This is a genomic window from Terrabacter sp. P5_B1 (assembly GCF_056400505.1).
The window spans coordinates 23,942-35,173 of record NZ_JBFULD010000006.1 but is presented as its reverse complement, the minus strand read 5'-3'; the positions used below and the strand labels follow the sequence as shown (position 1 = coordinate 35,173).

General features: G+C 70.3%; 12 protein-coding genes. 5 read left to right on the top strand and 7 right to left on the bottom strand.

Going from position 1 to position 11,232, the window contains the following annotated elements:
- A partial coding sequence (locus AC1DP0_RS01245; RefSeq protein WP_478082043.1) for an HIT family protein occupies window positions 1-377 on the top strand: 377 nt, incomplete at its 5' end.
- A gap of 45 nt (window positions 378-422) precedes the next feature.
- Here the strand turns inward: AC1DP0_RS01245 and AC1DP0_RS01240 are convergent.
- Window positions 423-803: a VOC family protein gene (locus tag AC1DP0_RS01240; RefSeq protein ID WP_478082041.1), complete on the bottom strand. Its 381-nt coding sequence runs from the start codon at window positions 801-803 to the stop codon at window positions 423-425.
- Window positions 804-923: 120 nt separating this feature from the next.
- Between AC1DP0_RS01240 and AC1DP0_RS01235 the strand changes: the two genes are divergently transcribed.
- Window positions 924-1,346, top strand: a complete 423-nt coding sequence (locus AC1DP0_RS01235) for an SRPBCC family protein (RefSeq protein WP_478082039.1) — start codon at window positions 924-926, stop codon at window positions 1,344-1,346.
- 97 nt (window positions 1,347-1,443) lie between these two features.
- Here the strand turns inward: AC1DP0_RS01235 and AC1DP0_RS01230 are convergent, their stop codons facing one another.
- Window positions 1,444-2,367, bottom strand: coding sequence for a universal stress protein (locus tag AC1DP0_RS01230; RefSeq protein ID WP_478082037.1), 924 nt, complete (start codon window positions 2,365-2,367; stop codon window positions 1,444-1,446).
- Window positions 2,368-2,501: 134 nt separating this feature from the next.
- The gene (locus AC1DP0_RS01225) at window positions 2,502-2,945 is read right to left on the bottom strand and encodes a ChaB family protein (protein ID WP_478082035.1); all 444 of its coding nucleotides are present in this window, start codon (window positions 2,943-2,945) and stop codon (window positions 2,502-2,504) included.
- A 222-nt stretch (window positions 2,946-3,167) separates the two neighbouring features.
- Here AC1DP0_RS01225 and AC1DP0_RS01220 point away from each other — a divergent pair, with 222 nt between their 5' ends.
- From AC1DP0_RS01220 to AC1DP0_RS01210, 3 genes are all read left to right on the top strand, one after another.
- The gene (locus tag AC1DP0_RS01220) at window positions 3,168-4,631 is read left to right on the top strand and encodes an MFS transporter (RefSeq protein WP_478082033.1); all 1,464 of its coding nucleotides are present in this window, start codon (window positions 3,168-3,170) and stop codon (window positions 4,629-4,631) included.
- Window positions 4,628-5,182 (top strand): universal stress protein, encoded by a 555-nt coding sequence (locus tag AC1DP0_RS01215; protein WP_478082031.1) that lies wholly within the window; start codon window positions 4,628-4,630, stop codon window positions 5,180-5,182. Before AC1DP0_RS01220 ends, AC1DP0_RS01215 begins: the two co-directional genes overlap by 4 nt.
- 137 nt (window positions 5,183-5,319) lie before the next feature.
- The gene (locus AC1DP0_RS01210; protein WP_478082029.1) at window positions 5,320-6,594 is read left to right on the top strand and encodes a nuclease-related domain-containing protein; all 1,275 of its coding nucleotides are present in this window, start codon (window positions 5,320-5,322) and stop codon (window positions 6,592-6,594) included.
- An 81-nt stretch (window positions 6,595-6,675) separates the two neighbouring features.
- Here the strand turns inward: AC1DP0_RS01210 and AC1DP0_RS01205 are convergent, their stop codons facing one another.
- The 4 genes from AC1DP0_RS01205 to AC1DP0_RS01190 form a co-directional block, all read right to left on the bottom strand.
- Entirely contained in the window at window positions 6,676-7,569 is an 894-nt protein-coding gene (locus AC1DP0_RS01205; protein WP_478082027.1) for a universal stress protein, read from the bottom strand.
- A 42-nt stretch (window positions 7,570-7,611) separates the two neighbouring features.
- Window positions 7,612-8,529, bottom strand: a complete 918-nt coding sequence (locus AC1DP0_RS01200) for a universal stress protein (RefSeq protein WP_478082025.1) — start codon at window positions 8,527-8,529, stop codon at window positions 7,612-7,614.
- Between the two features lie 202 nt (window positions 8,530-8,731).
- Window positions 8,732-9,211 carry a hypothetical protein gene (locus AC1DP0_RS01195; RefSeq protein ID WP_478082023.1) on the bottom strand — a complete coding sequence of 160 codons (480 nt, stop codon included), beginning with the start codon at window positions 9,209-9,211 and terminating at the stop codon, window positions 8,732-8,734.
- Window positions 9,208-11,130 carry a CARDB domain-containing protein gene (locus tag AC1DP0_RS01190; protein ID WP_478082021.1) on the bottom strand — a complete coding sequence of 641 codons (1,923 nt, stop codon included), beginning with the start codon at window positions 11,128-11,130 and terminating at the stop codon, window positions 9,208-9,210. The genes AC1DP0_RS01195 and AC1DP0_RS01190 overlap by 4 nt, the downstream gene beginning before the upstream one ends.
- Between the last annotated feature and the right edge of the window lie 102 nt (window positions 11,131-11,232).

Below are 11,232 nucleotides of genomic sequence, written 5' to 3'. Positions count from 1 at the left end.
GCCCTTCGCCGAGCGGGCTTCCAGGGGTGACCATGCCGTCGGCCTACAGCGGAGACGACTTCTACTGCGATGTGGCGCTCAAGGACGTCGCAGCGCTCGACATCGTCCTCGAGATGCCGACAGTGCTCGCCTACCACCACACCCGGCCCTTCTGGCCGGTGCACGTCGTCGTCGTGCCCAAACGGCACCTCGACTCGCTGACGACGTTGACGGCCGCGGACGAGCAGGACGTGCGCGACCTGCTCGCGGTCGTCCAGCGAGTCGCACGCGACGTAGAGCGCCAGCACGGAGCCGCCGCCGTGATCACCAACCTCGGGCGCTACCAGGACTCCAAGCACCTCCACGTCCACGTCAGCAGCGGCGAGCCCCTGCGCTGACGGGGCGGCACCTCCCGCTCGGCACGTCGCGCTCGTCGGCGACCCTCAGGCCTCGGGGCCGGCCCGGTGAAAGACCGCTTCGACGTTGTTGCCGTCGGGGTCGCGCACGAAGCCGCCGTAGTAGCCCGGGTGGTACTCCGGCCAGAGTCGCGGCTCGTGCAGCGACTCGGCACCGAGCTCCAGCGCCTTGGCGTGGAAGGCCCGCACCGCCTCGACGCTCTCGGCCTGGAAGGCGCAGTGCATCTCGCGGTTGGGCACGTCGGCCTCCCACCGGGTGATCCAGAAGTCGGGATGACCCTCGGTGCCGTATCCGATGGCCATGCCGACGTCCATCTGCCGGGCGTAGCCGAGGACACCGAGCACCTCGTCGTAGAAGCGGGCGCTCGCGGCGAAGTCCGCGCAGTTGATGCCGAAGTGGTCGATCATCCTCCGAGCGTAGGCGGGAAGACGTCGCGCCGAGCCATTGTCATCCGGGCCAGTCTTTGGTCGACTGTCTGTGGTGGGTCCGGCCCATCAGGGGCCGGTCCGCACGACCCGGAGGTGCCCATGAGCAGTTCAACGCAGTCGATCCCGGAGGACGCCGAGCTCGAGGGGTCTCCCGCGGGTGTGCACTCGACGCTGACCGTCGGTGCCCCGGTCGACCAGGTCTGGCGTCACCTCATCAGCCCCCGCGGCACGGAAGCCCTCCTCGGCCCCGGCGTCACCCTGGGCAGCAAGGGTGAGTCGTGGCACAGCACCGACGGGCCGCACGGGGTCGTCCGCAGCTACCACCCGATGGAGCAGGTACGCGTGTCGTGGCACCCCCATGAGGACGGTCCGCTCAGCATCGTCGACCTCCAGCTCAAGCCGGACGGTGACGGCACCCGCGTCGACCTCTACCACGAAGGTCAGGGCATCGCGGAGGACGGCGCCGGGGACAAGTCGCGGTGGGATGCCGCCCTCGGACGCTTTGCCCAGTCGCTTGCCTGAGGCCACCGTCTCCCCATGGGGTCGCCTCTCGACGTGGGCTTGCCTCTCGTCGTGAGCGTCCTTCCCGTCAAAGGACTTTCGTCAGCAGGGACTGCGGTCAGCGGACGACCATGACCGGGCATGCGGCGTCGTGGATGACGCGGTGGCTGACCGACCCGAGCAGCATGCCGGTGAAGCCGCCGTGCCCGCGGGATCCGACGACGATCAGACCTGCCGTCGCTCCGAGGTCGGCGAGCGCCTGTCCGGGGGATCCGTAGAGCACCTCCGTCGTGACGATCACCTTCGGGTGCAGCGCCCGGACGCGGTCGGCCGCGTGCGTCACCGACTGCTCGGCGTGGTCCCGGATCGCGTGGGTCTCCTCCGTGCCGCCCTTGGCGGTCTCGGCGTAGGCCCAGGCCTCCATCGACGGCGAGTGGGCGACGCGCACGATGTGCAGCACGGCGCCTTCGCGTTCGGCGACCTCGACGGCGGCGTCGACGGCACGATCCGAGGCATCCGAGTCGTCGACGCCGACGACGACGTCGTGTCCGCGGCCGGGCCGCGGCGGGACGGGCGCGTCGTCGGGCGCCTCGCCCTCCGGCCCGCGCACGACGACCACGGGGCACTGGGCGTGCGCCGCGACGGCATACGACGTCGAGCCGAGCAGCCCGGCCGTGAGGCGACCGCGTCCGCGGCTGCCGACGACGAGGAGCTCGGCGTCCCTCGAGGCGTCGACGAGCTGGGCGGCGGCGCTCCCGAGCCAGTACTGCGTCTCGACCTGCGAGGCGTCGAGCGTCGTGCTGGCCCGCTCCGCGCCCTCGTCGACGAGGGCCTTGGCGGCGTGCTCTAGCGAAGGTTCGAGCTGCGAGAAGTCCAGGGCCGGGAACGCCGGAACGCCGGCGAGGTTGACACTGTGCACCAGGGTCAGGTGCTTGCCCTGCTGACGAGCCGTCTCTGCGGCCCACCCGACGGCGAGCTGTGACGCCGCCGAGCCGTCGTAGCCGACGACGATGCCGTGCAAGGTCGGTGTCTGGGCGTTCATCGCGCACCCCTTCACTGGGTCCCGGGACCGGGCCACTGCTCCGGCCATCTCCATCCTCCCGCCCGGGCGAAGGTGAAGGTGTGGGTTTGTGAGCACTCAGACAGGGGCCCGAACGTCGAGCCGATCCGTTGCCGCTAGGCGTCGCTCTTCCGCGCTGCAGCCGTGGCCCGGTCGTTCGCCTTCTGGATCGCCTCGACGAGCTCGCTCTTGGTCATCCGCGACCGGCCGCGCACGTCCAACCGTTTCGCGACATCGAGCAGGTGGCTCTTCGATGCATTCGCGTCGACACCTCCCGCGGTGTCTCCCGCGCCCCCGGCGCGAGCCGCTGCGCCCTTGCGGGCGGCCTGCGCGTCGCTCGGGCCCTTGTGGTCCTTCTCCTCCCAGTGGTCCCCGACCTTCTCGAAGGAGTGCTTGAGAGAAGCGAATGCCGTCCGGTGGGCTCGCTCACCCTCGCCGTACTCCTCGACCGCGGAGTCGTGAGTGGCCAGCCACGTGTCCTGCGCCTTCTTCGACGACCGCTCGAGAGTGGAGGGAAGGTCGGTCCCTGACGTCGTCGTGGAACGCTTCTTTGCGGGCATGGTGGGCCTCCTCGGCGTCTCTCGCACGGCACCCGCGCGCCGCGCGTGCAGTGGCAACGTACCCACGGTGAAGTCCGACAACGTCTGATTGCTGCCGATGTGTTGCGCGTCGCGCCCGAGGGGGTATTAGTTCACGCGGTGAGGACGTGACGCACGAGGACGTGAGCCACGCAGCACGCCCTGACCCGACGGTTCACAGCGATTCGGATCGAAGGAGTTGGGATGAGCGAAGCTGTCGCACAACGCACGGACGGCGCCATCAGGAGTCTGGTGCCGGCGCGCATGGACCGGCTCCCGTGGACGAAGTTCCACTGGTCGGTCGTCTTCGGGCTGGGGGTGTCCTGGATCCTCGACGGGCTCGAGATCCAGATCGTGTCCGAGTCGGGCTTCCAGAAGTCACTCGGCATGTCGGCCGCCCAGGTGGGACTCACCGGCACCATCTACCTCGTCGGCCAGGTCGTGGGAGCGCTGACGTTCGGCCGACTCACCGACCGGCTCGGGCGCCGCAAGCTCTTCATCATCACGCTGATCATCTATCTCGTCGGCTCGGGCCTGGCCGGCCTGTCCCCGAACATGTGGTTCCTCTGGGTGTGCCGGTTCATCGCCGGCATGGGTATCGGCGGCGAGTACACCGCGATCAACTCGGCCATCGACGAGCTCATCCCCGCGCACTTCCGGGGCCGGGTCGACATCGCGATCAACGGCACCTACTGGCTCGGCGCGTTCTTCGGCGCCCTCGCGAACCTCTACCTGCTCAACCCCGACAACGTCGCGGAGAACATCGGCTGGCGTCTGGCGTTCTTCATCGGCCCGATCCTGGGACTGTCGATCATCTGGCTGCGCCGCCACATCCCGGAGAGCCCGCGCTGGCTGCTCACCCACGGGCGCGGGGACGAGGCCGAGCGCACGGTCGACGAGATCGAGGAGCGCGTGCGCCGCGAGGGCGGCGAGATCCCGGAGGTCGACGAGAGCAAGGCGATCCTCGTCAAGCCCGAGGACCGCATGGGCGCCAAGGTGCTGTGGGACGTCTTCGTGCGCCGCTACGGCCGCCGCACGATGCTCGGCCTCACCATGATGGTGACGCAGTCGTTCCTCTACAACGCGATCTTCTTCACCTACGCGCTCGTCCTGACGAACTTCTACGGCATCAGCAAGGCCAACACGTCCCTCTACTTCCTCCCGTTCGCCGCCGGCAACCTGCTCGGGCCGCTGCTGCTGGGCCACTTGTTCGACACCATCGGTCGTCGCAAGATGATCTTCAGCACCTACACCATCGCCGGTGTGGTGCTCCTCGTGTCGGCCTGGGCGTTCCACGCCGAGATCCTCACCGCGACGACGCACACCATCTTCTGGTGCGTCGCGTTCTTCTTCGCGTCGGCCGGGGCGTCGGCGGCGTACCTCACCGTGAGCGAGATCTTCCCGCTCGAGGTGCGCGGACAGGCGATCAGCTACTTCTTCGTCGTCGCCCAGTGCGCCGGTGCCATCGCCCCCGTGCTCTACGGCGCGCTCATCGGAGACGGCACGGACCGCGTGCCGCTGACGTGKGGCTATGTCGCCGGAGCCGTCATCATGATCTTCGGCGGCGTCGTGGCCCTGATCATCGGGATCGACGCGGAGCGCAAGTCACTCGAGGACATCGCCGACCCGTTGAGCAAGGTCTCGGAGGAGTCGGGGGCGGTGGCGTGAACGTCGCGGACGTCGCCCGGGCCCACACCATCGTGGTCGGGGTCAGTCCCACCAGCGGCTCCCCCGGCGCGCTGCGCTGGGCCGTCGAGGAGGCATCCCTGCGCGGCGGGCGCGTGGTGGCCGTGCGTGCCTGGCGGCCGCACGCTCCCGAGACCGCGACCGGCGGTCGCGTGCCGTCCGTCGTGTCGGACGACAGCGCTCGAGGCGTCGAGGAGTCACGTCTGGCCGAGGACGTCGCGCACGTGCTCGGCCACGACCACCTCGTGGAGACGCGCGTCGTCGCGGGCAAGCGGCGCGCGGTCCTCGCCGAGGAGAGCCGATCGGCCGACCTCATCGTCATCGATGCCGGCCGCTCCACCGAGGTCGGGACGCGCTGGCTCGGCAGCCGGCTCGCACGGGCTTCGCACTGCCCCGTCGTCGTCGTGCCGCCCGCGCTGGGTGGTCGCGGCTCGAGTGCGTTCGGCGCTGCCGCCAGTCGGTTGGGCCACTCGGTCGAGCGCGCTGCAGGGACTGCCGGCAGGCCGGGCTTCCAGCACCCGCCGTCGCCCTGAGGCTCCGCTCCACACCGAGGTCGTATGCCGTGTGGCCCGGTCTCGGGACCCGAATCAGTGTAAATTGCGTGAATTCGGGCCCGAGGCCCGTGCGGCATGCCTAGAGTCTCCGGCGACAGGGTCACAGGGGGCGTTGCATGGCAGCAGGACGGTCGGCGCAGCTGCGCGCCGAGGAACTCAGGGCGCAGGCAGCGCAAGCGCGCGTTCGGGCGGACGCCCTGGAACTCGAAGCCGGCGCGTGGGCCGCGGGCGCCGACGGAGAGCGGCGAGTGGCTGCCTTGCTCAACCGCTTGCCCGAGGGGTGGTGTGTCCACCACGATCGCCTGTTGCGGCCGGGCCGCAGCCAGACCAACCTCGACCACATTGTCATCGGCCCCTCGGGCGTCTACCTCGTCGACACGAAGAACTGGGCGGGCGGCACGAGCGTCCACGAGGGCACGGTCTGGCAGCACGCGAGCAGCAGCTCGCCCAAGGGTCGCGAGCTTGACATGGTGAGCCGTTTCGCTGCCGAGATGGAAAAGGGCCTCGGGCTACCCGTCGTGCCGGTGATCGCCCTGGCCGGTCGCCAGTCATCCGCGTTCGATCGACAGCGCGTGCGTGGCGTCGAGATCATCCCTCAGGACGACCTCGTGAGTTGGCTGCTCGCGCAGCCGGCACCGGTCGATCAAGCGGAAGCAGGCATGCTGCTCGCACGACGGGTGGACCACAGGTATCCGTCAGCGGCAGCGGAACCGAGTGTCAGCGACGACGCGACTTCGCTCACGGTCGCCGACATCGTCGGCCCGGACTCGCGCTCCCACGCGAAAGCAAGCCGCGCCCACATCACACCCACGATCCGGCGAACGCCGGTCAACCGCAGGGGTCGTCGCCCGCGGCGCCGTCGCGGCTCGACGATGTCRGCGCTCGTCGGGCTCCTGGCCTTGATGGCCCTGAGCCAGCTCGGACCACGCCTCCTCCCGCAGCTACTCAGCCTGTCGACTTCTGGTTCGCCGTCGCCCCTCGTCGGGCCGGGACGGACTCCGCCGCCGCCGACCGTGAAGCAATGCCACGCCCTCGCTACGGCCACCATCCAGAGGATCACCGGCTCGAAGACGGTCTTGGAGAAGCCCCAGATCGGGGACGACAGATGCACGTGGTGGCTGTCCAAGCCGAGGTACTCGACGCAGGCTGCGGACCTGACGGTGGAGACGGGGCAGACCGTTCGGGTGCAACTTGCCGCGACCGGTCTGACGGCGTCGAGAATCGACGTGACGCCAGGCGAGGTTTCGGCATGGCTGCCCAAGAACACGTCCGTCGGCGACAGCAGGACCAAGAGCCGTGCGCGTCAGCCTTTCGTGATCACGCTTCGGTTCGCGTATCCGCCTGGTGCAAGCCAGCAGGAAGCGCGAGCTGTCGAGGCGCTGCCGAGATGAAGGTGACCGGGTTGGCCGAGGCGCTGCTCACCGTGTTGCCGGCGGACCGCACGATGTGACTGACGGCGGGTCACGTGTGGGTCAGTGGACGAGCATGACCGGACAGGTCGCGTCATGGATGATCCGGTAGGGCGGGGTCCCGGCCAGGACTGCACCGACCCCGCCCCCGTGGGGAGCCCCGATGACGAGCAGCCCGCACTCGCGGCTCGTCCCGGTGAGCGCCTCGACCGGGTCTCCGTAGAGCGTCTGTGTCGCGACCGTCATGTCCGGGTGGGTCAGGCCCAGGGTGGCGACGGCATACGGACTCGACTGGGGCTCGGCGCGGCCGGCGGGACCGGCTGCGGACTGCGGCAGGACGGTCACGAGGCGTAGCAGCGCGGAGCAACCGACAGCGATCCTCGCTGCAGCAGAGACGATCCGCTCCATCCTGTTCGCGTGGGCGTCACCCGTGCCGGGGGTCAGGGCGCAGACGACCTCGCACTCCGGCCCCGGCACGGGGACGTCGCGGCGAGCGCCGGGAGCGGAGTGCCCGAGGTCGTGGAGGACGACCACCGGCGAGTAGGCGCGGGCGGCCACCGCGGACGAGACGGAGCCGATGAGCGCGCTTCGGGTCCTGCCTCGCCCCCGCGTGCCGAGGATGACGAGGTCCGCTGTCATCGACTCGTCGACCAGCTCGCCCACCGGACCCCCGAAGGCATGCACCGCCCGGACCCGCGACCGAGCCAGTGGGCGACCGGGCCAGGTCGACGGACCGCCGACCATCGTCGCGGCCACCCTCTCGAGCGACGGGCTCAACGGTCGCAACGCGGAACCTCGACGTCTGGGCACGACGTCCAGGTCGACGGCGTGAACGATCTTGAGGCCGTCGCCGAGAGCGCGGGAAACGGCTGCGGCCCAGACGAGGGCTCGCTGGGAAGCTGCCGACCCGTCGTAGCCCACGACCACCTGACCATCGGCGAAGCTGGGAGTGTGCATCGCAAACCTTGTGGTGCCAGTCGAATCGGGCAGAGCTCAGGATCAGTGGATGACCATGACCGGGCACGGAGCGTCGTGCATCACACGATGGCTGACCGACCCGAGGAGCGTCCCCGTGAAGCCGCCGTGGCCGCGCGAGCCCATGACGACGAGGCCGGCACTGACGTCGACCGCGTAGGCAGCGATCGCCGCGCCGGCGCCGCCGCCGAGGACGTTCGTGTGAACGTCGAGGCCGGGGTGTGCCCGGCGCGCGTCGTCCGCGGCGTGTCGCAGCGTGTCGCCGACGTGACGGTGCATGTCGTCGATCATCTCCTCACGTCCGACGATCGTGTCGGACTCCGGCCACGCCTCCAGACCACCGACGTTGTCGACCGCCACGACGTGCAGGGGGGCCTGCGCGGCGGCGGCGACTTGGACGGCGGTCTCGAGCGCCTTCTGGGAGCTCTTCGAGTCGTCGAAGCCCATGACGACCGGATGCGAGGGGCCGGCGTGGACGACCGTGTCGCCACGGACCACCACCGCGGGGCAGTGGGCGTGCGCGGTCACGGCATACGAGGTCGAGCCGAGCAGGCCACCCGAGATGGCGCCGTGCCCGCGCGAGCCCGTCACGACGAGATCGGCCTGGGACGAGGCGTCGACGAGCACCGCGGCTGCGCTCCCGATGACGCTGAGCGGGCGGACCTCGTCTCGGTCCAACGTCTTGACAGCGATCTCGATGGCCTCGGCCAGCACTCCGCGGGCCATCTCGTCGTAGGTGTGCGCCTGCACTCCCGGGTCGTAGGCGCGGAAGGTCGGTGTCATGTTCAGGCCGACGCAGTGCAGCAGGGTGAGGGGGCGCTCATCGCGCTTCGCGGTCTCGACGGCCCAGTCGAGGGCCAGTCGCGATCCCGGGGACCCGTCGTAGCCCACGACGATCCCGTGGCTCATGGTCTCGTTCGCCCCGCTGACTGCGGCGTTCATCGCTCTCCCCTTCCCGTGCGGTCGGGGCGCCTGCTCCGGCCCCTTCCATCGTCCCGCGTCGCGGCGCGTCCGGGAGCGACTTGTGACAGCGCAGACAGGCCGATGGCGGGGCCACGCTCATGCCCCGCCATCGGATCGGCGTCTCCGGGTGTCAGCCGGCGTCAGTCTGCGTCAGCCGGTGTCCAGCCGTCTCAGCTCGGTGTCACTTGCCGATGAGCACACTCACCGACGTGTTGTCGGAGCACTCTGGGATCTCGCGGATGGCCCACCGGCCGCGAAGCCCGTTGCCGGCGAAGTTGGACTCGGCGTCGCGGTGCTCGACCTCACCCTCCGAGGCCGTCCACCCGCGGGTCGAGTAGGCGCGCTGCATGTCGGCGAGCGTCTGCGTGAACGGCTTGGAGGAGACGGCGGTGACGACGGTCCGTCCCGCGCTCCGGGCCTCGACACCGGTCACGACGTACCCGTCGGGCACGGCCGCCTGCGCCGGGAAGGAGGCCGGCAGGTTCACCGGCTTCGCATCCTTGGCGCACACCACGGCCGCCGACGTCGCACTCGAGCCGGGCGCCGCCATCGCAGCCTCCATCTCGTCCGCGCCGCACCCGCCGAGAGCGACACCCGCCCCGAGCGCGGTCGCGACGAGGAGAGCCGCACGTGCTGTGGCTGCCCGGGTCGGCCTGCTCACCGGGTCACCTGGGTCTGCCGGCGGTTGTCGGACTCGTTCGACTCGCGGATGCGTCCGTCCGGGTCGGCGACGACGACCACCGTGTGAGTGCCCTTGCCGAGCCGCACCCCGGGGAAGGCGACAGCCGTCGACGCGCCGGCCGCGACGTCGACCGGCGCAGCCGTGGCGACGTTGACGCCGTCGACGAGGAGCCGGGTCGTGACCCCTCGCGCCGTCGCCTTGCCGGTGTTGGCCACCGTCGTCGATGTGGCGTACAGCCCGCCTGACCTGGTGACGGACATCGTCGTCGGGGTCAGGTTGGGGAGGGCGTCGTAAGCGGCATACAGCGTGTTCCCCGTCTGCTGACGGGCGATGGTGGCGTACGCGTCGAAGTTCTGGGCACCGCCCGGCTGGGCGCAGGCGCCGGTGCAGCCGTCGGCGTAGCCGACCTCGACCCGTCCGGTCCGGTCGACGGTGGCGTCCATGAAGTCGAGCAGGTTGCGATCGTTGCCGCAGGTGGTGCCGCCCGTGCAGATGGAGCCGCGCTGGACCGGGTCGCTCGGCGTCGTGTCGACCGTGGCCCAGCTCTTGCCACCGTCGTAGGTCGTCGAGACGTAGAGGTGCCAGACGCCCTTGAAGCTCGCCGCGTCCTGGTAGTTGCCGGGCGTCGTCGTCCCGATGAAGGCGAACGAGGCGCGGTCGTCGTCACCGGCCACGACGACCGGGAAGACTGTGTTGTGCACGCCGAGGCTCGCCCCGACGTTCTGGTCGTCGGTCCACGTCTTGCCCTTGTCGCGGCTCACTGCGACGCGGGGCGTGCCGTCCGCGGCCTGGTAGCCCATGTAGACGGTGCCCTTGGCGCCGACGCCGACGCTGGGGTCGGAGTCACCGGCCGTGCTGGCCGGGTCCTTGCGGACGGACCAGGTCGTGCCACCGTCCTCCGAGACGGCGACGGCCTGGTTGCCGCCGCACGATTTGTTCGGGACGTAGACGGTGCCGTCGTTCGGCGCGACCTTGACGTGTCCGTGCAGGCCGCCGCAGTCGAGGAGGGAGTACATGGGGATGGCTGGTCCGAAGGTCACGCCGCCGTCGTGGCTCGATGCGCAGTTGGCGTCGGCGATGTCCTGGCTGCAGTAGTAGACGGCGTTCGGGTAGCTCGAGGTGGGGAGGGCGCCGACGCCGTTGGGTGAGTAGCGCCCGCCGCCGACGGTCTGGTGATCGACGCCGGAGTTGAGGCCGCCGCCCTGGCTGGGTGACCACGTCTTGCCCTCGTCGTCCGAGTAGCACATGAGTGAGATCTTGCCCGCGAGCTGGCTCTCGAAGACGCGACCGGTCTTGGCATCGGTGAACCCGATGGGGTCCAGTGACGTCGAGCCGCCCGTGGCGCAGCCGTTGGCGGGCTTGGCCGAGACGTCGGACCACGTGACCTTCGACGGGGTGGCGCTGTCGTCCCACGTGGCCTTGTACGTGTCGTAGAGAGCCTGGTAGAAGGTCGACCCCGTCGGGTGGCTGCTGCCGATCGACGGCTCACCCGCGTCGTGGGCGCGGGCGAACGACGACGGAGCGCCGTACTGGCTGAACGTGGGCGGCGTTGCGGTGCTCGGAGCGGGGTTGGCGGGCACGTCCGTGAGGGTGGYGGTCCCGGTGATGGACTCCCCGAGTGGGGCGTACGGCACGACCCGCACGGTGAAGTCACCGCTCGTCGGGGCGGTGACGATGACCTCGGGGTCCGAGCTCGAGGCGGACGACGCGACGACGGCGCCGCTCGGGTCCAGGAGGTAGACGTCGAAGTCGGCCGCCGCGTTCTGCCAGCCGACCTTGATCGTCAGCTGATGGGTGTCGCCGTAGCCGGCCGGGGTCGCGACGTGCAGCGCGAAGTCGTCGCACAGGTCGGGAGCGCACGTGACGGCGCCCGTCGCCCCCGTGACGTTGGGGGTCACGAAGGGGCCCGAGCCCCATCGGACGGAGGTACTCGTGTCCGACACCGTCCCCGAGGTCGGCGTCGCCGCGAGCGCGGGAGCTGCCACTCCGACAGCGGCCAC